This is a genomic window from Vibrio sp. GLN_1 (assembly GCF_043106015.1).
GTDB lineage: Bacteria > Pseudomonadota > Gammaproteobacteria > Enterobacterales > Vibrionaceae > Vibrio > Vibrio parahaemolyticus.
On sequence record NZ_JBICMD010000024.1, the window covers coordinates 12,040 to 34,948 of the forward strand.

At 45.6% G+C, this 22,909-nt stretch carries 19 protein-coding genes; 14 read left to right on the top strand and 5 right to left on the bottom strand.

The features are described from left to right. The first annotated feature begins 49 nt into the window (after positions 1 to 49). From ACF8OV_RS11875 to phoU, 4 genes are read left to right on the top strand one after another with little or no spacing between them, the layout of a single operon-like run. Positions 50 to 2,254 carry an ABC transporter permease subunit gene (locus ACF8OV_RS11875; RefSeq protein WP_392404360.1) on the top strand — a complete coding sequence of 735 codons (2,205 nt, stop codon included), beginning with the start codon at positions 50 to 52 and terminating at the stop codon, positions 2,252 to 2,254. A 30-nt stretch (positions 2,255 to 2,284) separates the two neighbouring features. Then, complete coding sequence (gene pstA, locus ACF8OV_RS11880) at positions 2,285 to 3,958, top strand: phosphate ABC transporter permease PstA (RefSeq protein ID WP_020904187.1); 1,674 nt, start codon at positions 2,285 to 2,287, stop codon at positions 3,956 to 3,958. Between the two features lie 2 nt (positions 3,959 to 3,960). Continuing rightward, on the top strand, positions 3,961 to 4,779 hold the full coding sequence (pstB, locus tag ACF8OV_RS11885; RefSeq protein ID WP_005460191.1) for a phosphate ABC transporter ATP-binding protein PstB: 819 nt from the start codon (positions 3,961 to 3,963) through the stop codon (positions 4,777 to 4,779). 30 nt (positions 4,780 to 4,809) lie between these two features. After that, positions 4,810 to 5,508 (top strand): phosphate signaling complex protein PhoU, encoded by a 699-nt coding sequence (gene phoU / locus ACF8OV_RS11890; protein WP_203504927.1) that lies wholly within the window; start codon positions 4,810 to 4,812, stop codon positions 5,506 to 5,508. Between the two features lie 60 nt (positions 5,509 to 5,568). Here phoU and ppk2 read toward each other — a convergent pair whose 3' ends face one another. The 3 genes from ppk2 to ACF8OV_RS11905 form a co-directional block, all read right to left on the bottom strand. Further along, positions 5,569 to 6,345, bottom strand: a complete 777-nt coding sequence (ppk2, locus tag ACF8OV_RS11895) for a polyphosphate kinase 2 (protein ID WP_317675877.1) — start codon at positions 6,343 to 6,345, stop codon at positions 5,569 to 5,571. A gap of 69 nt (positions 6,346 to 6,414) precedes the next feature. Beyond that, entirely contained in the window at positions 6,415 to 7,158 is a 744-nt protein-coding gene (locus ACF8OV_RS11900) for a copper homeostasis protein CutC (protein WP_005488290.1), read from the bottom strand. 285 nt (positions 7,159 to 7,443) lie between these two features. Continuing rightward, positions 7,444 to 8,055, bottom strand: coding sequence for a peroxiredoxin C (locus ACF8OV_RS11905; RefSeq protein WP_005381738.1), 612 nt, complete (start codon positions 8,053 to 8,055; stop codon positions 7,444 to 7,446). Between the two features lie 199 nt (positions 8,056 to 8,254). Between ACF8OV_RS11905 and ACF8OV_RS11910 the strand changes: the two genes are divergently transcribed. The 3 genes from ACF8OV_RS11910 (at position 8,255) to aceA (ending at position 12,824) form a co-directional block, all read left to right on the top strand. Then, a complete protein-coding gene (locus tag ACF8OV_RS11910) occupies positions 8,255 to 9,160 on the top strand; it encodes a hydrogen peroxide-inducible genes activator (protein WP_005460156.1) in 906 nt (301 codons plus the stop codon). 606 nt (positions 9,161 to 9,766) lie between these two features. Then, the gene (gene aceB, locus ACF8OV_RS11915; RefSeq protein WP_020840129.1) at positions 9,767 to 11,395 is read left to right on the top strand and encodes a malate synthase A; all 1,629 of its coding nucleotides are present in this window, start codon (positions 9,767 to 9,769) and stop codon (positions 11,393 to 11,395) included. 118 nt (positions 11,396 to 11,513) lie between these two features. Continuing rightward, the gene (gene aceA / locus ACF8OV_RS11920) at positions 11,514 to 12,824 is read left to right on the top strand and encodes an isocitrate lyase (protein ID WP_005460165.1); all 1,311 of its coding nucleotides are present in this window, start codon (positions 11,514 to 11,516) and stop codon (positions 12,822 to 12,824) included. Between the two features lie 78 nt (positions 12,825 to 12,902). Here aceA and ACF8OV_RS11925 read toward each other — a convergent pair whose 3' ends face one another. Continuing rightward, a complete protein-coding gene (locus ACF8OV_RS11925) occupies positions 12,903 to 13,361 on the bottom strand; it encodes a CBS domain-containing protein (RefSeq protein ID WP_005460159.1) in 459 nt (152 codons plus the stop codon). Positions 13,362 to 13,678: 317 nt separating this feature from the next. Between ACF8OV_RS11925 and ACF8OV_RS11930 the strand changes: the two genes are divergently transcribed. From ACF8OV_RS11930 to secF, 6 genes are all read left to right on the top strand, one after another. Further along, positions 13,679 to 14,827, top strand: coding sequence for a trypsin-like serine protease (locus ACF8OV_RS11930; protein ID WP_029786958.1), 1,149 nt, complete (start codon positions 13,679 to 13,681; stop codon positions 14,825 to 14,827). 305 nt (positions 14,828 to 15,132) lie between these two features. Next, on the top strand, positions 15,133 to 16,185 hold the full coding sequence (gene queA / locus ACF8OV_RS11935) for a tRNA preQ1(34) S-adenosylmethionine ribosyltransferase-isomerase QueA (RefSeq protein WP_005460177.1): 1,053 nt from the start codon (positions 15,133 to 15,135) through the stop codon (positions 16,183 to 16,185). Positions 16,186 to 16,333: 148 nt separating this feature from the next. Further along, complete coding sequence (gene tgt / locus ACF8OV_RS11940; protein ID WP_005460199.1) at positions 16,334 to 17,467, top strand: tRNA guanosine(34) transglycosylase Tgt; 1,134 nt, start codon at positions 16,334 to 16,336, stop codon at positions 17,465 to 17,467. Between the two features lie 165 nt (positions 17,468 to 17,632). Next, positions 17,633 to 17,962 carry a preprotein translocase subunit YajC gene (gene yajC / locus ACF8OV_RS11945; protein WP_005460204.1) on the top strand — a complete coding sequence of 110 codons (330 nt, stop codon included), beginning with the start codon at positions 17,633 to 17,635 and terminating at the stop codon, positions 17,960 to 17,962. 21 nt (positions 17,963 to 17,983) lie between these two features. Continuing rightward, a complete protein-coding gene (secD, locus tag ACF8OV_RS11950) occupies positions 17,984 to 19,840 on the top strand; it encodes a protein translocase subunit SecD (protein WP_005460193.1) in 1,857 nt (618 codons plus the stop codon). A gap of 14 nt (positions 19,841 to 19,854) precedes the next feature. Beyond that, positions 19,855 to 20,802: a protein translocase subunit SecF gene (gene secF / locus ACF8OV_RS11955; RefSeq protein ID WP_005460198.1), complete on the top strand. Its 948-nt coding sequence runs from the start codon at positions 19,855 to 19,857 to the stop codon at positions 20,800 to 20,802. Between the two features lie 239 nt (positions 20,803 to 21,041). On the opposite strand, the gene suhB is transcribed toward secF, so the two are convergent. Continuing rightward, positions 21,042 to 21,845: an inositol-1-monophosphatase gene (gene suhB / locus ACF8OV_RS11960; RefSeq protein ID WP_005460178.1), complete on the bottom strand. Its 804-nt coding sequence runs from the start codon at positions 21,843 to 21,845 to the stop codon at positions 21,042 to 21,044. 231 nt (positions 21,846 to 22,076) lie between these two features. Here suhB and trmJ point away from each other — a divergent pair, with 231 nt between their 5' ends. Then, on the top strand, positions 22,077 to 22,796 hold the full coding sequence (gene trmJ, locus ACF8OV_RS11965; protein WP_005460175.1) for a tRNA (cytosine(32)/uridine(32)-2'-O)-methyltransferase TrmJ: 720 nt from the start codon (positions 22,077 to 22,079) through the stop codon (positions 22,794 to 22,796). The last annotated feature ends 113 nt before the right edge of the window (positions 22,797 to 22,909 follow it).

Consider the following 22,909-nt stretch of genomic DNA (forward strand, 5'->3'; position numbering starts at 1 on the left):
CATCTTAACGACATATTCTAGTACTAAGTCAAAAAAGGTAGAGAGATAAATGGCCCAAGCCGAGTTTTCATTGCAGGAAAAAGATAAGAAACGGCTGATTAAAGATCGTTTAGTTCGACTTGCAGTGACATCTGGTGGCGTGGGTGTGCTCGCTGCCCTTATTCTGATCTTCGTCTACCTTGCGATGGTGATCATTCCTCTGTTTTCTGATGCAGAGATCAAACCTAATCACGCGACTCGAACCACGCAAGTGGGCATGCCTCTGGCCATTTCTGTCGATGACTATTCACAACTTGCTTTCGTTTTAACGCAAAGTGGTGAGATTCAATATTTATCGATGGACGCACCTGACAAGCCCGCCATTTATACTCAACAGTTAGCGACTAACCCGGTATCTTTTTCTCAATCGGCTCCTGGCCTTGGTTGGTATGGATTAGTGGATGATCAAGGTCTAGCTCATATCTTCAAGCCAGAATTCAACGCGACGTTGAGAGAAAATACTCGCCCGCCAGAAGTGGTGGCGCTGTCGACGGATATGAATTTGACGCTCACCGACGCGCAAGATCCTGTGACTCAATTTGTCTTCAGTGCATCAACGCAAACTCCAACTATTGTTTGGCAGACTCGCAGCGGGAAAGTCAAAGCGCGTTGGCAAGAGAAGTCTGCGCTAGGCGTCGCTCCAACCACGATTGATTTCTCCTTTTCTGCGGGCTTTGACGCTCCCCAACAGATGCTCTTAACACCGGATGGTGAAACGCTTTATTTACGTGATGGTTCGGAGTTAATTGTTCTGACCAAAGCCGCTCAAAAGTTTACGGTGCGCGAAGTTATTGATCTTACTCAAGGGGATAAAAAGCATTCTGTAAGAACGATTGATTTGCTTGCGGGCGCATATTCCCTGTTGGTGACGCACAATGATGGTCGCGTTTCGCAATGGTTTGATACTTTGCAAAATGATAAGCGAACCTTAACTCATATTCGTGACTTCAAATTAGCGTCTGAACTTAAATACTTATTGCCGGATTCACACCGCAAAGGATTTTACAGTTTCTACACTAACGGTACACTTCAGAGTCATTACACGACCAGTGAAAAACTGGTGTTGTTTAAGCGAGCTTATAAACAAGCGCCTGCGATGGCGGCAATGTCGAACAATGAACGCTATCTGATTACTTGGAATGATGACTCGTTAAAGGTGGCGGAGGTCGATAACTCTTACCCTGAAGTCTCGCTTTCTTCACTGTGGCAGAAAGTGTGGTACGAAGGCTATCCAGAGCCTGAATTTGTATGGCAATCTACATCGGCCAGCGATAACTTTGAAGCCAAATTTAGCTTGGTGCCGATTGCGTTCGGCACGATAAAAGCGGCTATGTTTGCGATGCTGTTTTCAGTGCCTTTGGCGGTGCTAGGCGCTATTTATACGGCGTATTTTATGTCGCCACGCATGCGTCGAGTGGTTAAGCCGTCCATTGAATTGATGGAAGCACTGCCGACCGTCATCATCGGTTTCCTTGCCGGGTTATGGTTTGCTCCGATAGTCGAAGACCATCTGATTACTGTCGTGGTGATGTTGTTTGTGTTGCCATTGAGCACCATGGTCATGGGGGGCTTGTGGGCTCTGATACCTCAATTTCTGCGTAATCGTCTACCTAATGGATGGCATGCGCTGGTTCTTATGCCAGTGATTTTACTGTTGATTGGTATCGGAGTTTGGATTTCTCCAAGTATTGAACAAACCTTCTTTGGTGGCGACATGCGTTTGTTTTTGACCAATCACGGGATTGGTTTTGATCAGCGTAATTCTTTGGTGGTTGGCCTTGCGATGGGCTTTGCAGTGATTCCTACCATTTTTACCATTGCGGAAGATGCCATTTTCTCTGTACCAAAGCACTTGTCTGATGGTTCGTTAGCGCTTGGGACCACTCCTTGGCAAACCTTGATTTACGTCGTGCTCCTTACGGCCAGCCCAGGAATTTTTTCCGCCATTATGATGGGGCTTGGACGTGCGGTTGGTGAGACGATGATTGTCTTGATGGCGACTGGTAACACGCCTTTGATGGACTGGAACATTTTAGAAGGACTTCGCAGCTTATCGGCTACCATTGCGGTGGAGTTGCCAGAGTCTGAAGTTGGCAGTTCGCATTATCGTTTGTTGTTCCTCGCTGCGTTGATTTTGTTTGTCTTCACCTTTGCTGTGAACGCGTTGGCAGAGTTGGTACGTCAAAGATTGAGAGATAAATACCGTGCGTTGTAGTTTAGAACAGGAAAAAGAGCGAGTTACTGAATGTTAAATTGGATTCGTTCTGGCGCACCGTGGATATGGCTAACAGGCGGTGCGGTCAGCATCAGTTTGTTATCGGTGTTAGGGCTATTGCTCCTCATTGGTTGGAAAGGATTAACCTATTTCTGGCCTGCGCCATTATATCAATGGAACGTAACGTCGTTAACGCCGGTGCAAGGTGAAGTGCTGCATGAAAACACCATTTTGATTGGTCAGATTTACGAGCGCAGTTTTGTTCCGAGAAGCTATCTTCCAGTGGATGCCGTCAAGAAGTTAGACGAAGATGAGGACTTCGCGACTCGATTGAACATCAAAATTGCGAATCGCGAGTTATATCCGGCCGATTTTATTTCCGTATTGCAGATGCAGCTGGATGAGCCAACCACACCCAAAGAGTGGGCGGTGATTGAGCGCAGCAGCGGCGGATATTTTTTTGGTAAGCTGGTGGCGTTTCAAGATGGCGACAAGCTCTATCAAACTGATATCCAAACGGTGTTGAACAAAAAACTTGATGACGCAGAAACGCTGCGCCACGAGATTGATTCTTTGGTCGTCGACCAACTGAAAGACCTGGGTTGGAAGCTTGAGCAATTGCGTTTAGACAAGCGCAAACATGAGCTCAACAATACCCTAACGGAAGATTTTTTAGCGCAGAACTTGCAACAAAAAGAGCAAGTGGAACAAGAGCTGGCGAAGTTGGACTTACAACTGGATGGCTTGCGTTTACAGCTTTCTGGCTACGCACTAATTGTTGAGGACATGACGGGTTCTCATGTTTCGATTCCCCTTGAAGACATATTGGACTACTGGTACCCAAACCAAATGTCGTTACCTGACAAAGTGATGCATTGGGGTAAACAGGTCTGGAAATTCTTATCCGAAGATCCAAGAGAATCGAACTCTGAAGGCGGCGTTTTTCCTGCAATATTCGGAACCGTTTTCTTGGTGCTTATCATGTCGATTATCGTGATGCCGCTTGGGGTGGTTGCTGCGATTTATTTGCATGAATACGCGAAGAACAACGCACTTACGCGAATTATTCGAATTGCGGTCATCAACTTGGCGGGGGTTCCTTCGATCGTGTATGGCGTGTTCGGGTTGGGGTTCTTTGTCTATACCATCGGCGCATCCATCGATAACGTGTTTTATGCCGAGCGATTACCAGCGCCAACTTTCGGTACGCCGGGTTTGTTGTGGTCGGCTTTGACATTAGCAGTATTAACACTGCCCGTGGTTATTGTTACGACAGAGGAAGGCTTAACACGTATTCCGAGCTCAGTACGCCACGGCTCTTTGGCGCTTGGCGCGACGCAATTTGAAACGTTGTGGCGCGTGGTATTACCAATGGCAACGCCTGCGATTATCACTGGTTTGATTCTGGCGATTGCGCGTGCCGCAGGGGAAGTCGCGCCACTAATGCTAGTGGGGGTTGTGAAACTGGCGTCCAGTTTGCCTGTTGATGGTCAGTTCCCTTACGTGCATTTGGACAGAAAGTTCATGCACTTAGGTTTTCATATTTACGACGTTGGATTTCAAACCTCCAACATTGAAGCGGCGCGCCCGCTGGTGTATGCCACTTCCTTCTTACTCGTTACCGTGATTGTCGGACTAAACTTAACAGCAATCAGCATTCGCAATAATTTACGAGAAAAATACAGAACGTTAGGACAAGATTAAGTATGTTTAATTTCGATAATACATTAGGTTATGAGCCACCACTGGACGTCCATAACTTAACGGATGAGCAAACGGCGATCTCGATAGAGAACCTTAATCTTTTCTACGGTCAAGCGCAGGCATTACACGATATTTCGATGCGTATCCCAAAAGGGCGAGTGACAGCATTTATCGGCCCGTCTGGTTGTGGTAAATCGACATTGTTGCGCTGTATCAATCGTATGAACGACTTGGTGGAAGGATGTAAAGTCACCGGAAAAGTTCGTTTGCACGGTAAGAACGTCTATCACCCGAATGTCGATGTAGCAACGCTTAGGCGTCGCGTTGGAATGGTTTTTCAGCGTCCCAACCCATTTCCTAAGTCGATTTATGAGAATGTGGTTTATGGCTTACGCTTACAAGGTGTCAAGAACAGTCGCACATTAGATGATGCGGTTGAGCGTTCACTTCGCTCTGCTGCGTTGTGGGATGAAGTGAAAGATAGATTGCACGAAAACGCATTTGGACTTTCGGGTGGTCAGCAGCAACGTTTGGTTATTGCACGTGCGGTAGCAATTGAACCAGAAGTGCTGTTATTGGATGAGCCAACATCGGCACTGGATCCAATATCAACTTTAACTATTGAAGAACTTATCAACGAGCTTAAGACTCAATATACTGTCGTGATCGTTACCCACAACATGCAGCAAGCTGCGCGAGTGAGTGACCACACCGCATTTATTCACATGGGGAAGTTGATTGAATACTCCGACGCAGACTCAATCTTCACATCGCCAATGAAGAAACAGACAGAAGACTACATTACTGGTCGATACGGCTAAGGCTCGACCAAACACGGAATAAGGAAAATCATGCACTTTGGACGTCATATTTCAGGACAATTTAACGTAGAGCTAGAATCGATTCGTACTCATGTGTTGACCATGGGTGGCTTGGTGGAACAGCAGCTTTCGTATGCTATTCAAGCCTTGCATAAAGAAGACATTGAGCTCGCGCGAAAGGTTGTGCGTGACGATCATAAAGTGAATGCGATGGAAGTATCGATTGATGACGCGTGTACTCGAATCATCGCCAAACGTCAGCCGACCGCGAAAGATTTGCGCTTGATTATGGCGATCATCAAGACCATTACTGATCTTGAACGCATTGGGGATGTCGCGACACGCATTGCTTATGTCGCTATCGAAAGCCCGTCATCGAAAGAACGCCAATTCCAAGTTTCATTAGAACCTCTCTGCCGTCAGGCGATTCAAATGTTGCATCAGGTTTTGGATGCATTCGCTCGTATGGATGTTGAAGCCGCAGCAGAGGTTCACAAACTTGATGATAAGCTGGATGCCGAATACGAAGCGGTGATCCGTCAGCTCATGACTTACATGATGGAAGACCCAAAAAATATTCCGCATATTCTTCAGGTGATGTGGTCTGCTCGCGCTATTGAACGAGTAGGGGATCGTTGCCAAAACATTTGTGAATACATTATTTACTTTGTGAAAGGTAAGGACGTTCGTCACCTTGGTGATCAAAGCATTGATGATGCGTTGAAGTAATGCTTAGTATGAATGAAAAAGACCAGCGAACGCTGGTCTTTTGGATCTTAGAAGCCGAGATCAGTACTTATCCGGTACAAACGTTTGATCGTCTATTGGCGCTCTGACGTAGCCCTCTTTATTGATCTCTGGTAACTCAATTGGTGGGTACTCTAGCGCTTTGTATTCAATTTGGCTGAGTAGATGACTAATGCAATTTAAGCGCGCTTTTTGTTTTGAATCTGAAGGTACAACCCACCAAGGACAGTTTTTGGTGTCGGTGTAAGCGAACATCTTGTCTTTTGCTTCAGAATACTCAGCCCAGCGGTGTCGAGATTCTAGATCCATCGGGCTGAACTTCCAGCGCTTTATCGGCGTGTTGAGGCGCCCTAAGAAGCGTTTTTCCTGCTCCTCGTCGGAGACCGAAAACCAGTACTTGAGCAAAATAATGCCTGAGCGTTGCAGCATTCTCTCGAATTCAGGGCAAGAGCGTAGAAATTCTTCATATTCATCTGGCGTACAAAAGCCCATGACTTTTTCGACGCCAGCTCGGTTATACCAACTGCGGTCAAACAAGACGATTTCACCGGCGGATGGCAGGTGCGCGACATATCGTTGAAAGTACCATTGTGTCTTTTCTTTTTCAGTCGGGGCGGGCAATGCCACTACGCGGCAAACACGGTGATTTAACTTTTCCGTAATTCTCTTAATTACGCCGCCTTTGCCTGCGGCATCACGGCCTTCAAACAGAACGACGACTTTTAGTCCTTTGTGTTTAACCCATTCTTGCAGCTTTACCAATTCGACCTGCAGCTTTTTAAGCTCTTGTTCGTATTCCTTTTTCTTTAGCTTAGACATTATTCGTTCCTCACTCCTTGATGCTCAATATGTTAGCACTCAACGTAGGAAGTGGGGATTTCGAATGTGTTATTTGAGAGCTGCTGCGACGTTGGCGATGGCTTGAGTACTGGTAATAGGAATCGCAAAATCATCGACATCTGAAGCGCCCATTTTGCTTTGTTCAGCAATAAAGGTCATTTGGCTAGGGCGTGTGGTCTTGCCTGAAAGATGGACTTCTTGCACGTTCGTGTTTTTGACTAAATGACGGACGTTGTCTGCATTCACTCCCGCCCCGGCCATGATCGCAATGCGCCCTTGGGCTTGTTCCACAAGAGATTTAAGTACGCTCTCGCCTGCTGGTGCAGATGGAGCGAGGCCTGAAGTCAGAATACGTTCGCAACCTAAATGGATGATATCTTCCAACGCTTGTTCTGCATTGCGACATTGATCAAACGCACGATGAAACGTGATGCCAAGACCCAGTGCTTGTGCAAACTCGCACAATGCGGTGGCAAACGGCATGTGGATATCACCTTCTTGGGTCAGTACGCCTAGCACCACTCCATCTAAACCAGATTGATGGGCGGCTTCGATGTCCCAACGCATCATGTCTAGCTCCTCTTCGTTATAGAAAAAGTCGCCTTGGCGTGGACGAATCATGGCATACACTGGAACAGAAGATTGTTTGGCCGCTTGCTGCATAAAACCGTAGCTTGGCGTTAAGCCACCCAATGCGAGAGATGAGCAAAGCTCAATACGAGTTGCGCCACCAGCAATGGCGTAATGAAGAGATTCAATATTATCAATACAGACTTCTAGATGAGTAACCACTTTGATTCATCCTACTAACGTTACAGTAAGTGTTATGGCTAAGATATTAGCAGGGCCAACAGGCAGAATCTGTATGATGTCGATGGGAAATAGAGGTAAAGTTTTCGCTTAGGCGTTACCTCATTTGAGTGCATTTATTGAAGATAAAAGAAAGCCCAGAGCATATACTCTGGGCTTCGATAGGACTTTACTTAGACTGATTGGCGTTTGCGGTTTTCCCGCTATAGCTTTTTGCTTTATATATACATCCAACCATCACACCCGTTGAGCTTGGGTGAAGGTCTATTATTTTTTGCCTAGGTCAGCTGCGTGCTCAGATAGGAACGCTGCAACACCTTTTGGAGATGCGTCCATACCTGCTTTGCCTTCTTCCCATTGTGCAGGACATACTTCGCCGTGCTTCTGGTGGAAGTTTAGAGCATCAACCATACGTAGCATTTCGTCGATGTTACGGCCTAGAGGTAGGTCGTTAACTACTTGGTGACGTACAACGCCTTCTTCGTCGATTAGGAAAGAACCACGGAAAGCAACACCTGCTTCTGGGTGCTCAACGTCGTAAGCTTTACAGATTTCATGCTTAACGTCAGCAACTAGTGGGTACTTAACTTGACCGATACCGCCATCTTCGATAGCAGTGTTACGCCATGCGTTGTGAGAGAACTGAGAGTCGATAGAAACACCGATAACTTCAACACCTTTAGCTTGGAAATCAGCTAGACGGTTGTCGAATGCAATTAGCTCAGATGGGCAAACGAAAGTGAAATCTAGTGGGTAGAAGAAAACTACTGCTTTCTTACCTTTAGTGAACTCTGCAAAGTTGAAGTTTTCAACGATTTCACCGTTACCTAGAACAGCTGCTGCAGTAAAATCAGGGGCTTGACGACCTACTAGTACCATTTTTTTGCTCCTAAAAAGTATGGTTAGTTCCAAACCGAATACAGTAATGTCGGTTTGGTCCGTGTTTGTTCGAGACAAACTATAGTACAGATTGTAGTATTGAAAAAAGCGAAATAAATAGATTGAGTTAATCGAAAAAAGCGATAACAACAAAACTATTAACTCGATCACTGGAACAGCGGTAGATACAAATACAATTATGAATAAATGGCCCAGTCTGAAGCAGTTACATTATTTAGTGACACTGCATGAAACTCGACATTTTAGCGAGGCAGCAGAACGCTGCTTTGTCAGTCAATCAACGTTAAGTAAAGGGATTCAGAATCTTGAAGAGTTGATCGGTTGTCCGCTTTACGAAAAGAAAGACAAGAAAAGCCCGTTGGTTTTTACCCAGACGGGAGAAATGGTCGTAAAGCAAGGTCGAGAGCTATTGGCCAAAGGACAAGATTTAGTAGAACTTGGCCGATTATGCCAGGGCGATGATATGAAAGGCCAGTTGAAGGTTGGGTGTATTCCGACGATTGCGCCGTTCTTATTGTGTGACCTCGTCCAAGAGGTGAATTATCGATTCCCTCAACTAAACCTTCTATTAAGAGAAGACACCACCACCAATTTGTTGCAAGCACTGCGTCATGGTGAGTTAGATGTATTGATCTTAGCGTTGCCTGTTGAAATCGATGGTATGGAGAGTCGCGTCGTCGGCAAAGATCCGTTCCGTATGGTGATCAGTGCAAACCAAGTCGATTCGATTCCTGTACCGATCCGTTATGACGATCTGCCGGATGAGTCGGTGTTCCTATTAGAGAAAGAGCATTGTTTAACTGAACATGCAGTTTCAGCTTGTAAACTGACCGATAAAGAGAAAATTAACCCGTTTACGGCAACCAGCTTACATACCTTGGTGCAGATGGTCGCGAACGGCTTAGGTACCACTTTTATTCCTCAAATGGCAATCGAACACGGCTTGTTACACAACCAAAATTTGGTGGTGATCGACCCTCCTGGCCAGCAAGCGTATCGCGAAATTGGTTTGGTTTGGCGCCCTAGTTCATCAAGAACAAACACTTTTAACCAACTTGCAGATGTGGTTTCCGAACTGCTTTAGCTATTAGTATTAGCCTTTACTTCCTCACTATTTCTCTAAAAGCGCACTGGAAACGGTGCGCTTTCTAGTATTTTATTCTGTCGGTGAACTTTGACTTGTAAAATTTCACAGCTTTATTTTCGTGAAGCTTTCATAAAATTGTGAAATTTCACAATGTTAATTTTACACAATTGGCTGCGCATTGTGTTTAACCTCCGTTTAAATTCCTTACGCTAGACCTTATGAGTACAAGGTTTTCTCGCTTGCCTCTATATTCATACACCTGTTTTAAATCATATTTCATTGTAAAATTTAATGTAATTTAATTACGTAATAACTTACAAATTGGCATCCAAAATCAGTGCTTTGTTTGGTGCCGAATAAAACTTCGAATTTTGTGTTTTGTTTGTCTAGGGGGTTTCGTTAAACCCTTTGTTGATATAGCTTATTTAAAGGCTGCTAAGACTTATGTCTAGATTGAAAAAGCACTCAGGCTTAAGCAATCTATGAACACGGCCACACAGATTGAACACAAAGTTAAAGGATGTATTTTGTTGTTCATAACTTACAAATGTAGCTTTACGCTGACTGCCCAAGATAGATAAAGCGCGTTAAGGATGAATGATTATGCTTGCTCAGACAGAACAAAAAACACAACCATCACAGCAAACCCAAGGCATGCTTGAGGTGACTGGAGCACTTGCTCCGGAGCATCAAGCTATTTTCCCTGTTGAAGCCCAAACCTTTTTATCTCTGCTGTGTGAAAAATTTGCTGGGCGTGTTGAAGAGTTGTTGGAAGCGAGAGAAGAAAAGCAAGCACGCATCGACGCTGGGGAGTTGCCAGACTTCCTGCCTGACACGCAAGATATTCGTGAAGGTAGCTGGAAGATCTTAGGTATTCCTCAGGATCTACAAGATCGCCGTGTTGAGATTACAGGCCCAACGGATCGCAAAATGGTGATCAACGCTTTGAATGCAAATGTAAAAGTATTCATGGCGGATTTCGAAGACTCTATGTCGCCAGCTTGGGACAAGGTTCTCGATGGTCAAGTTAACTTGCGAGATGCCGTTAATGGCAACATTAGCTACACCAACCCTAGCAATGGCAAGCATTATCAGCTGGTGGACGACCCAGCGGTGTTGATCTGCCGTGTTCGCGGCCTTCACTTAAAAGAAAAACACGTGACGTGGCACGGTCAGATCATTCCAGGCGCGCTTTTTGATTTCGCACTGTATTTCTACAACAACCATAAAGCATTGCTTCAAAAAGGCAGCGGTCCATATTTCTATCTTCCTAAACTGCAGTCTCATCATGAGGCGAAGTGGTGGAGTGAAGTGTTCCATTTCACAGAAGAATATTTTGGTTTAGAGACTGGCACGATCAAAGCGACCGTGCTGATCGAAACGTTACCAGCTGTGTTTGAGATGGATGAGATTTTGTTCTCACTTAAAGAGCATATCGTAGGGCTGAATTGTGGTCGTTGGGATTACATTTTCAGTTACATCAAAACACTGAAGAAACACCCAGATCGTGTTCTGCCGGATCGCCAAGTCGTCACCATGGACAAACCATTTTTGAACGCCTATTCGCGTTTGCTGGTTCGTACTTGTCACAAGCGTGGTGCTTTCGCGATGGGAGGAATGGCCGCCTTTATTCCCGCGAAAGACCCGCAAGAAAACCAGAAAGTGTTGGATAAAATTCACAACGATAAGTCACTTGAAGCGAATAACGGTCACGACGGTACGTGGGTTGCTCACCCGGGGCTCGCCGATACTGCTATGGAAGTATTCAGTGCGGCACTTGGAGAGCGAACAAATCAACTAGATGTTAGTCGCTCCGAAGATGCGCCAATTACCGCAGCCGAGTTGCTAGAACCGTGTGACGGTGAACGTACAGAAGAAGGCATGCGCCACAACATTCGCGTTGCGCTGCAATACATCGAAGCTTGGATTTCTGGAAACGGCTGTGTACCAATCTACGGATTAATGGAAGATGCTGCGACTGCTGAGATTTCTCGCGCCTCAATCTGGCAATGGATTCAGCACGGTAAGTCACTCGACAATGGTCAACAGGTGACAAAAGCGCTGTTCGAAACCTACTTGCAAGAAGAAGTAGAAGTAGTGAAACAAGAAGTGGGCGAAGAACGTTATCAAGCCGGGCGTTTTGAAGAAGCCGCACAATTGATGGCGAAGCTAACAACTAGCGATGAGCTAACCAACTTCTTAACCGTTCCTGGTTATGACTACCTAGACTAAGAATTCTTAACTGTAATACCAATAACGTGAAAACTTTCGAGGCAGATAGGGATGTACTGCCTGAGAACGGAAACTCAACGCACAAACAAAAGTGCAAATAATAAAGAGGGATAGACCAATGACATTGACTCGCCGCCAACAAATTGAAGCTCTGGAAAAAGACTGGGCAACGAATCCACGCTGGAAAAACGTAAAGCGTACTTATACTGCAGAAGAAGTCGTAGAACTGCGTGGCTCGATGGTACCAGCAAATACAATCGCACAACGTGGTGCTGATAAGCTGTGGTCACTGGTCAACGGCAGTGCGAAAAAAGGTTATGTAAACTGTCTTGGTGCACTGACAGGTGGTCAAGCCGTACAACAAGCGAAAGCGGGTATCGAAGCGATTTACCTATCAGGCTGGCAGGTAGCGGCAGATAACAACACTGCATCGACTATGTACCCGGATCAGTCGCTATACCCAGTGGACTCAGTGCCTTCAGTGGTTAAGCGCATCAACAACTCTTTCCGTCGTGCTGACCAAATTCAGTGGGCGAATGGCAAGTCTCCTGAAGATGAAGGTGGTATTGATTACTTCCTACCAATCGTAGCGGACGCAGAGGCGGGCTTTGGTGGCGTGCTAAACGCATATGAACTGATGAAGTCGATGATCGAAGCCGGTGCTGCTGGTGTTCACTTTGAAGACCAACTCGCTTCGGTTAAAAAATGTGGTCACATGGGCGGTAAAGTACTGGTTCCGACGCAAGAAGCGGTACAAAAACTGGTAGCTGCGCGTCTTGCTGCAGACGTTTCTGGCACAACAACGCTAGTTATTGCACGTACTGATGCGAACGCGGCAGATCTGCTAACTTCAGATTGTGACCCATACGATAAAGACTTTATTGAAGGTGAGCGTACTCAAGAAGGCTTCTACCGTGTACGTGCAGGTATCGACCAAGCGATTTCTCGTGGTTTGGCTTACGCACCATATGCAGACTTGATTTGGTGTGAAACTGCAACGCCGTGTCTAGAAGAGGCGCGTAAGTTCGCAGAAGCGATTCACGCTGAGTACCCAGATCAACTGCTGGCATACAACTGTTCGCCATCGTTCAACTGGGAGAAAAATCTCGATGCAGAAACCATTGCGAAGTTCCAGCAAGAGCTTTCAGACATGGGCTACAAGTACCAGTTCATCACGCTAGCGGGTATCCACAACATGTGGTTTAACATGTTTGAATTGGCACACGCTTATGCGCAAGGTGAAGGTATGCGTCATTACGTTGAGAAAGTTCAACGTCCTGAATTCCAAGCTGCAGAGAAAGGCTACACCTTTGTGGCTCACCAACAAGAAGTAGGTACAGGTTACTTCGATAGAATGACGAACACCATCCAAGGTGGTAACTCATCTGTCACTGCGCTTACCGGTTCGACCGAAGAAGACCAATTCTAATTGGCACTGCAACACTTCCTTAATCAGCGTCAGTAATGGCATATTTTGAGCGGCATCCCGGCCGCTCTTTTTTCATCTTTATAACGCTTCTTCATCCGGTTCAATTTCTTCTGGCTCAACCTCTTCTTGCAGTTCAAGCAAGTTGATCGCGATCGTAACGAAGTCCGTGTCAGTAATGATTCCAACCAGATGCCCTTTATGCACGATAGGCAAGCAGCCCACTTTGTGCTTTTGCATGTAAATGGCGCTCTCTTTTAGACCTGCTCTTGGCTCTGCAGTCATGATGTTAGTGTGCATCATTTCGTAGAGAGGCGTATCGAGGGTAAAAGATTGCTCAGCGTCATCTGGGTGCAAACAGGATTCTTGAGCAGCAAGAATATCACGTTGAGTCACCAAGCCTTGTAAGTGATGATTGGCGTCAACAACCGGAATATGTCGAATATCCAACGCGTCCATCATGCTCTTTGCATCGCGCAAGGTATGCGTGCGTAGCAAGGTATGAGGGTTGCGAGTCATCATGTCTTCAACCTTGATCATAGAGACCTCCAGCGGCATTGTCCTTTCTTTAAATATAGAGAATATTTTGCCGTATATCTGGGAGCCAACTCGTTTTTCATCAATTAAATAGCACAATGCTCTTGCACCTCTTTTTTACTGCGTAATCTGTGTGTTATCGATGTTTTTATTAATTTGAATAAGTCGGTTTGCGTGCGAGTCAGTTGGCATTTTTGATTGATATTGAATGTGTACCCAAGGTAATCCAATGAATTGAATCGCACATTTTTATTCGTTGGATTTTCCAAGATTCGTCTCTCGAAGAAGATACGCTCAGGCTTACCAAATTGAAGACGATTATGTACAAAAAATTATTTGCACTGATGGCTGCTGCAATGAGTGTCCAATCCGCTCAGGCCATCGTTTTGGGCAGTGTGGAGTCAAACCCTGCAGATCGCGTTGCGATTCGAGCCAGTAACATGGCGGAATTTCAAAACTGTGGCGGCACTATGGTCACTGACCAGTGGGTAATGACTGCGGCCCACTGTGTCGTAATGGGGCAAGGTTCGAACGAAGCGAGCTATTACGTTACCCAACCGGGTGAACTGTCTATCACCGCTCGTGTACATAATCTTCACGATACGAGTATCGACAACTACTACACCGTTTCGCATGTCGTCGTGCATCCAAACTACACTCGTATCTCGAAAGCGGATGTTGACAGCAAGGGGAATGTGAAGCCTATTCAAACGGCGCTCGATAATGACATTGCGCTGCTTTACCTTACTCGCCCAGTTACTGGGGTGAATGTGGCTGACCTCGCCACGAAAGAAGACATGATCAGCATTGAGGCACGATTAGCTGCGGATTGGAACGATAACTACGACACCAACCAGCGAACTGAAAATGTTCAGGTTTATGGATGGGGAACAACAACGCCAATGGCATCGGAGGCTTCTCCTTTGTTACAAACCACTCAGATCGGTTTTCTTCCGATAGACAAGTGTTATGAGCGTCTGGAAATTGGCAATAGCTATCCGGGGTTGATTAACTCTAGAACCAACGCGACTAAGATCTGTACAGTGCCCACATTCAATAGGATTTTAGAGCCAAGCAGCAGCACTCAATATGGTAACTCTGCTTGTAAAGGGGACAGCGGTGGCCCGCTGCTGGACATTGCGACAGGCAAGCAAATTGGGGTCGTGAGTGGTGGTCCTTTGGTATTGCCGACTTGTGGCTCGCTGACCATTCCAAGTTTTTACACGAAGGTCAGTAACTACTACGATTGGGTTCAGTCTTACATTACTGCCGACACACCACCAAACCGTTACATCACTGAACCAAATTTTATCATCAATGCTAGAGAAGAAGCGGGCAAAGAGTGTCACGATGGTATTGCAACCAATAATTGTGATTTCAAAGGTTCCGATGACGATGGCGGCAGTCTAAATCTCTGGTTGTTGGCTCTGTTCGCTCCTTTAGCATGGTGGCGCAGACGCGAAGCGTAATCACGTTAACGATGTTGAAAGAAACGAGCAGCGCACGTCGCTGCTCGTTTTATTGTTAGGTCGGTGCTGTATAAATGGCGATGAGTGCGTCGTCAAAATGAATGTCCTTACGCCATGTAAGAATATTGCCAAGTGATCGCGGATTTTCACGTTTTATTACACTCTTCACCATGGCTTTTACAGCGATATTCTGGGGATTTGCTTGCTATTGCAGCATGTAAACATATACTAGTCTGCTGCGAAAAACTCGTCGCAATTTAATCGTCTTCTTTGACGTGATTTGACCAATATATAAGACAAGTAACATGCAAGTATCAGATTTCCATTTCGACCTTCCAGATGAACTCATCGCTCGTTACCCTCAACCAGAGCGTACCGCAAGCCGACTACTACAAATGGACGGCAATACTGGCGAGCTTATAGATGGCACATTTACCGATGTGTTAAACCAAGTTCAAGCTGGTGACTTAGTGGTTTTCAATAATACCCGTGTTATTCCAGCGCGTATGTTTGGTCGTAAAGAATCTGGCGGTAAGTTAGAGGTGCTAGTGGAGCGCATGCTAGATGAGAAAAGCATTCTTGCGCACGTTCGCTGCTCTAAATCACCAAAACCAGGCACTACTATTATTGTGGGCGAGAATGACGAATACTCAGCGGAAATGGTGGCTCGTCACGACGCCCTATTCGAACTGAAATTTAACTCTGATAAGACGGTATTAGAAATCCTTGAAGAAATTGGCCACATGCCACTTCCTCCATACATTGACCGCCCAGATGAAGACGCAGATAAAGAGCGTTACCAAACTGTATATAACCAAAAACCAGGCGCAGTAGCAGCACCGACTGCTGGCCTGCACTTTGATGACGTTCTTTTAGATAAGATCAAAGCCAAAGGCGCTGAGTTTGCTTACGTTACACTACACGTCGGTGCAGGTACGTTCCAACCAGTAAAAGTAGATAACATCAACGATCACCACATGCATGCAGAGTATGTAGAAGTACCGCAAGAAGTGGTGGATGCCATCAATGCAACCAAAGCTCGCGGTGGTCGTATCATCGCAGTGGGTACAACATCAGTACGTTCACTCGAAAGTGCTGCGCAAGATGCATTGAAGAAAGGCACAGAATTGGTTCCATTCTTCGGCGATACTGAAATTTTTATCTACCCTGGTTACGAATACCAGCTGGTGGATTGCTTGATCACGAACTTCCACTTACCAGAATCAACATTGATCATGTTGGTGAGTGCGTTTGCTGGCTACGAGAACACCATGAATGCTTACAAGCATGCGGTGGAAAACAAATACCGCTTCTTCTCGTACGGTGACTCAATGTTCATCAAAAAGAAAACGATTTAGTAAAAAATAAGATTTACGAGTGCTAGCAGTAAGCTAGGAAATAAAGCATTCATTGCTTTGTCTCTCGCAAGGAAAAGCGACCGCTCCTTAAAGTAGGGCAAAGCCCTAAACACTCAGTCAGACTGTTTCTCTGACATTCGGAGGCATCGTGAAATTAAAATTCGATCTTAAGAAGAAAAACGGCAATGCGCGTCGTGGTCAACTGACTTTCGAACGCGGCACTGTCCAAACTCCAGCGTTCATGCCAGTCGGAACCTACGGTACGGTTAAAGGCATGACACCAGAAGAAGTAAAAGGCACAGGGGCAGAAATTCTGCTAGGCAACACGTTCCACTTGTGGCTGCGTCCTGGTCAAGAAGTGATGAAAATGCACGGTGACCTGCACGATTTCATGAACTGGCACGGTCCTATTCTTACCGATTCAGGCGGTTTCCAAGTATTCAGCCTAGGTAAGATGCGTACTATCACAGAGAAAGGTGTTCACTTCCGTAACCCTGTGAATGGCGACAAGATTTTCATGGATGCAGAAAAGTCGATGGAAATTCAAAAAGATCTAGGCTCTGACATCGTAATGATTTTCGACGAGTGTACGCCATACCCTGCGACACATAACGAAGCGAAAAAATCGATGGAAATGTCGCTACGTTGGGCTCAACGCTCACGTGATCACTTCGATAAGCTAGAAAACCCGAACAACCTATTTGGTATTGTTCAAGGTGGTGTTTACGAAGACCTTCGTGATGTATCGGTAAAAGGCCTAACTGAGATCGGTTTTGACGGCTACGCAGTGGGTGGTTTGGCGGTTGGTGAGCCAAAAGAAGACATGCACCGTATTCTTGAGCACACTTGTCCACAACTTCCAGAAGATAAGCCACGCTACCTAATGGGCGTAGGTAAACCGGAAGACTTGGTAGAAGGCGTTCGTCGCGGTATCGACATGTTTGACTGTGTAATGCCTACGCGTAACGCACGTAACGGCCACCTATTTGTGACTGGTGGTGTGATCAAGATCCGTAATGCGAAACATAAAACGGATACAACGCCGTTAGATCCGCATTGTGACTGTTACACTTGTCAGAACTACAGCAAGTCGTACCTTCACCACCTAGAGCGTTGTAACGAAATTCTAGGTGCTCGTCTGAATACGATCCACAACCTGCGTTACTACCAGCGTCTGATGGAAAGCATTCGCAAGGCGATTGATGAAGACCGTTTCGATGAGTTTGTTCAAGAGTTTTACGCTCGTCGTGACCGCGAAGTGCCACCACTAAGCAAAGCTTAAAAGAATTAAAGCCTTTGGCATGTCGCCAGAGGCTTTTGCTAATAAAGTAGGCTAACGCACGTTATTTTTGAGAGAGCGATCTCTATTAGTCACTCTCAGACTTGAATCTAAATTGCGAAAGCCCAACTTGTTGGATTATCAATAAAATATAATGAGGATGTTTTAATGTTTATTTCTCAGGCTCACGCAGCAGCAGAAGGCGCGCCAGCTGGCGGTGGTTTCGAAATGCTAATCATGCTTGGCATGTTCGCAGTGATTTTCTACTTCATGATTTACCGCCCACAAGCGAAACGTGTTAAAGAACACAAGAACCTAATGTCTTCTATGGGCAAAGGTGATGAAGTTCTGACCAGCGGCGGTCTAGTGGGTAAAATCACTAAAATCGCTGAAGACAACGACTACATTTCAATTGAGCTTAATGCGAACAATGAAGTTGTAATCAAGAAAGACTTCATCACTGCAGTGCTGCCAAAAGGTACGCTTAAGTCTCTATAAAACAGCTAAAGGGTCCTCGCTGTGCTAAACCGTTACCCATTATGGAAGTACTTGATGGTGTTTTTTGCCATCATCACCGCTGCATTGTATGCACTTCCAAATATCTACGGTGAAGATCCGGCTATTCAAGTTACAGGGGCGCGTGGCGCCTCTGTAGATATGTCAACGCTGGATGCTGTCACCACTGCTCTTGATAAAGAGCATCTCTCTCATAAATCCATTGCTCTCGAGAATGGATCAATTCTTGTTCGTTTCAATGACACTGATACTCAAATTAGTGCTCGTGATGTCATCAGCGAAGCGCTTGGCAAAGACAAAATTGTTGCACTTAACCTTGCTCCTTCTACTCCAGATTGGCTAGAAGCAATTGGTGCGTCGCCACTTAAACTAGGTCTTGACCTACGTGGTGGTGTTCACTTCTTGATGGAAGTGGATATGGACGCAGCAATGGAAAAGCTTGTTGGTCAACAAGAGGAAGCTTTCCGTAGTGAACTTCGTGACGCTAAGATTCGTTACCGTGCAATCCGTCCTTCTGGCAAAGAAGGGGTGGAAGTGCTGCTACGTGACGAAGAGCAACTGGCTGAAGCGAAGCGCACGCTAACGAAGAATCATCCTGACATGAACTTTGTCGAGTCTGATTCGAATGGTCGTTACGCTCTTATCGCCACTTTTACTGAGCAACGTTTGCAAGAGATTCGTAACTACGCTGTAGAACAAAACATCACGATTCTACGTAACCGTGTAAACGAGCTGGGTGTTGCTGAGCCGCTTGTGCAACGTCAAGGCGCTAGCCGCATCGTTGTTGAGCTGCCAGGTGTTCAAGACACAGCTCGTGCGAAAGAAATTCTCGGTGCTACGGCAACTCTTGAATTCCGTGAAGTTGATGATAAAGCTGATTTAGCTGCGGCGGCGAATGGCCGTGCACCTGCGGGCAGTGAAATCAAACAAGATCGCGATGGTCGTCCTGTTGTACTTAAAAAGCGTGTCATCCTAAGCGGCGCTAGCATCACGGATGCAAGTTCTAGTGTGGATGAATACGGTCGCCCTCAAGTTAACATCTCGCTAGACAGCGAGGGTGGTAACAAGATGTCGGCGTTCTCGAAGAAAAACATTGGTAAGTTAATGGCTACCGTGTTTGCTGAGTACAAAGATAGCGGTCGTAAAACGCCTGAAGGCAAAGTTATCCTGACTAAGCACGAAGAAGTGATTAACCAAGCAACGATTCAATCTGCACTTGGCCGTAACTTCCGTATTACAGGTATCGACTCTGCTGCTGAAGCGCACAACCTCGCACTTCTATTACGTGCTGGTGCACTTATCGCACCGATCTCTATCGTTGAAGAACGTACCATTGGTCCGTCAATGGGTCAGCAAAACATCGACATGGGTATCCAAGCGTGTGTTTGGGGTATGGTAGCTGTAATGCTATTTACTCTGCTTTACTACCGCGGCTTTGGTCTGATTGCCAATATTGCGTTGATGGCTAACTTAGTGTTGATCATTGGTGTGATGTCGATGATTCCAGGGGCAACGATGACGCTGCCAGGTATTGCCGGTATCGTATTGACTGTGGGTATGGCCGTCGATGCTAACGTACTGATCTTTGAACGTATCCGTGAAGAGCTGCGAGATGGACGTAGTCCACAACAAGCGATTCACCAAGGTTACGCCAACGCATTTAGTACCATTGCCGATGCGAACATCACGACGCTTATCACTGCAATCATTCTGTTTGCTGTTGGTACAGGTGCAGTGAAAGGTTTCGCAGTTACTCTATCTATCGGTATCTTAACTTCAATGTTCACCGCCATCATTGGTACACGTTGTATCGTGAACCTACTGTACGGTGGCAAACGCGTTGATAAATTGTCGATCTAAGGCTGGGAATTAATATGTTTCAAATTCTAAAAGCAGAGAAGTCGATCGGCTTTATGCGTTGGTCAAAAGTGGCGTTCGTATTCTCAATCTTTATGATTGCCGCTTCTATCTTCACATTATCAACCAAATGGCTGAACTGGGGTCTAGACTTCACGGGCGGTACGCTAATCGAAGTTGGTTTTGAAAAACCAGCTAACCTTGAAGAAATCCGTACAGCACTTGATGCAAAAGGTTTCGGAGATGCGACAGTACAGAACTTTGGTAGTGCTCGCGATGTGATGGTGCGTCTTCGTCCTCGTGACGACGTTTCTGGCGAAACGCTAGGTAACCAAATTATCGGTGCGATCAAAGAAGGTACTGGTGAAAGCGTAGAAATGCGCCGTATTGAGTTTGTTGGTCCAAACGTTGGTGATGAACTAACTGAAGCCGGCGGTCTGGCGATCCTAGTGTCGCTCATCTGTATCCTGATTTACGTATCAATGCGATTTGAATGGCGTCTAGCGGCAGGTGCTGTAATGGCGTTGGCGCACGATATTATTATCACGCTGGGTGTATTCTCATTCCTACAGATTGAAGTGGACCTAACTATCGTGGCTGCGTTGCTAACGGTTGTTGGTTACTCGCTCAACGATACCATCGTAGTATTCGACCGTATTCGTGAAAATTTCCGCAAGATGCGTAAAGGTGATCCTGCGGACATCATGGATGCTTCGATTACACAAACATTGAGCCGTACGTTGATTACTTCTGGTACAACGTTGTTTGTAGTTATTGCACTGTTTGTACAGGGCGGGGCAATGATCCACGGTTTTGCAACGGCACTGTTGTTAGGTATCACGGTTGGTACTTACTCTTCTATCTACGTAGCATCTGCACTTGCTCTAAAACTGGGTATCCAGAAAGAGCACTTGATGCCACCGCAAGTAGAAAAAGAAGGCGCAGAATTCGACGAGATGCCATAAGGCTGATTGAGAATCGAAAACAAAAACCGCTGAACTCTCAGCGGTTTTTTGTATCTAGACTTTGAGCAAAGAAGTAGAGTGTTTTGCGGCCATCAAGTTTTTATAATCTAGCCCAAGTAGCCCAAGTAGCCCAAGTTTTTAGAATCTAAACAATGTGGGTTTGGATACAAAAAAGCCCCGCTCGTTGAGCGGGGCTTCTTAAAGTCATCAGCGTGACGGGCTAAATTGACTTTTAAATCTTACTTAAGGATCGCGCTGTTACCATTTTCGCGAATATGCTTAAGCATAGATTTCACGCCACGAGCGCTTGAAGCAACAATGTTACCAGACTTCATGTACTCAGTGCCGCCAGCAAAGTCAGTTAGGATTGCGCCAGCTTCACGAGCAATAAGCTCACCTGCAGCCATATCCCAAGGTTTTAGACCTAGCTCGAAGTAACCATCAACACGGCCAGCAGCCACGTAACATAGGTCAAGAGCAGCAGAGCCGCTACGACGGAAGTCAGCACATTCAGTGAATAGAGAACCAACGATCTTAATGTAAGACTCTGAGTGTTGCTTCTGCTTGAATGGGAAACCTGTTGCTAGAACAGTACCTTGAAGGTCTTTCAGCGGAGTAACACGAATACGTGCACTGTTTAGCTGAGCACCAGCACCGCGTTGTGCAGTAAATAGTTCGTTTTGCATTGGATCGTAAACACAAGCAACTTCAGTTTTGCCTTTGATACGAACAGCGATAGAAACCGCGAAGTGTGGGTAACCTTTTACAAAGTTAGTAGTGCCATCCAGTGGGTCGATGATCCATTGTACGTCTTTATCTTTACCTTCGATAAGACCTTGTTCTTCAGCAACGATGCAGTGCTCTGGGTAAGACTGCTTGATAGTATCGATGATGATGTATTCTGCTTCTTTGTCTACGTTAGTGACAAAGTCATTAGTGCCTTTAAGTGTAGATTCTACTTTATCAGTGTTTTCTAATGATTTAGCAATATGATTGCCTGCTTTTCGCGCAGCGCGAATAGCAATGTTTAGCATTGGATGCATACAAATTTCCCAACGGATGTTAAAGAACGAATAAAAGCGGCGGCGAGTATACCAAAGATAAACGAAAAAGGAAGTGGTTATTTTTTAGACGTTAATGAATGGTGTCATCTTTGATATCGCGTCATACAACACAACAATTGATGAGAATGCGAATAGAAGTCAGCTTCTCCCTAGGGTGTGTTAAAAAACTATGGTAACATCCTGCGGTTTTAATTTAGGTAGCAATCATAGATGTTGGATCAAGTAAAAGTCGTACTCGTAGGTACCTCACATTCTGGCAATATTGGCTCAGCAGCCCGAGCAATGAAAGTGATGGGTTTAAGCCAACTTGTATTGGTCGATCCACAATGTGAAGTGGATGAACAAACGCTAGCACTGGCCGCTGGTGCCGCTGATATCGCTCAGAATGCTCAAGTCGTAAGCACACTGGAAGAAGCTATTGAAGACTGTGGTCTTGTGGTAGGTTCAAGTGCTCGCTCTCGCACATTAGAATGGCCAATGCTTGAGCCACGTGAATGTGGTGAAAAGTTTGCAGTTGAAGGCCAAAAACATCCGGTAGCTTTAGTGTTTGGGCGTGAAAGAACAGGCCTAACTAACGAAGAGCTACAAAAGTGCCACTATCATGTATGCATTCCTGCTAACCCTGAATACAGTTCCTTGAACTTAGCGATGGCGGTTCAAACGCTAAGCTATGAAGTTCGTGTTGCTCATCTTAATCTTGAGCAGAAACAATTCTCACCAGTTGAAGTCGAAGAGTACCCTCGTCATAAAGAGCTAGAAATGTTCTTTGACCATCTTGAAAAGGTCATCGTAGAGACCCAGTTTATAAACAAAGAACAACCTGGCCAGGTGATGAATAAATTGCGTCGTCTTTTCTCTCGAGCACGACCAGAGACTCAAGAGTTGAATATTCTTCGCGGTATTTTGACCTCGATTGAAAAGAAGCTCTGAATAAAGAATAACCTTTTTAGGTGTAAGGATGAATACCTGAGTAATTTAGTCAAATAAATACTTGACCATTTTACTCGGGTATGGAAAAATCTTAACCATTACAAACCATGTGG

Coding starts and splice junctions, on each gene's coding strand:
- ACF8OV_RS11930 (WP_029786958.1), top strand. CDS start 13,679: ATGTACAAAAAATTATTTGCACTGATGGCTGCTGCAATGAGTGTCCAA.
- ACF8OV_RS11875 (WP_392404360.1), top strand. CDS start 50: ATGGCCCAAGCCGAGTTTTCATTGCAGGAAAAAGATAAGAAACGGCTG.
- ACF8OV_RS11925 (WP_005460159.1), bottom strand. CDS start 13,361: ATGATCAAGGTTGAAGACATGATGACTCGCAACCCTCATACCTTGCTA.
- queA (WP_005460177.1), top strand. CDS start 15,133: ATGCAAGTATCAGATTTCCATTTCGACCTTCCAGATGAACTCATCGCT.
- aceA (WP_005460165.1), top strand. CDS start 11,514: ATGACATTGACTCGCCGCCAACAAATTGAAGCTCTGGAAAAAGACTGG.
- ppk2 (WP_317675877.1), bottom strand. CDS start 6,345: ATGTCTAAGCTAAAGAAAAAGGAATACGAACAAGAGCTTAAAAAGCTG.
- phoU (WP_203504927.1), top strand. CDS start 4,810: ATGCACTTTGGACGTCATATTTCAGGACAATTTAACGTAGAGCTAGAA.
- secF (WP_005460198.1), top strand. CDS start 19,855: ATGTTTCAAATTCTAAAAGCAGAGAAGTCGATCGGCTTTATGCGTTGG.
- trmJ (WP_005460175.1), top strand. CDS start 22,077: ATGTTGGATCAAGTAAAAGTCGTACTCGTAGGTACCTCACATTCTGGC.
- pstB (WP_005460191.1), top strand. CDS start 3,961: ATGTTTAATTTCGATAATACATTAGGTTATGAGCCACCACTGGACGTC.
- aceB (WP_020840129.1), top strand. CDS start 9,767: ATGCTTGCTCAGACAGAACAAAAAACACAACCATCACAGCAAACCCAA.
- pstA (WP_020904187.1), top strand. CDS start 2,285: ATGTTAAATTGGATTCGTTCTGGCGCACCGTGGATATGGCTAACAGGC.
- ACF8OV_RS11905 (WP_005381738.1), bottom strand. CDS start 8,055: ATGGTACTAGTAGGTCGTCAAGCCCCTGATTTTACTGCAGCAGCTGTT.
- ACF8OV_RS11910 (WP_005460156.1), top strand. CDS start 8,255: ATGAATAAATGGCCCAGTCTGAAGCAGTTACATTATTTAGTGACACTG.
- suhB (WP_005460178.1), bottom strand. CDS start 21,845: ATGCATCCAATGCTAAACATTGCTATTCGCGCTGCGCGAAAAGCAGGC.
- yajC (WP_005460204.1), top strand. CDS start 17,633: ATGTTTATTTCTCAGGCTCACGCAGCAGCAGAAGGCGCGCCAGCTGGC.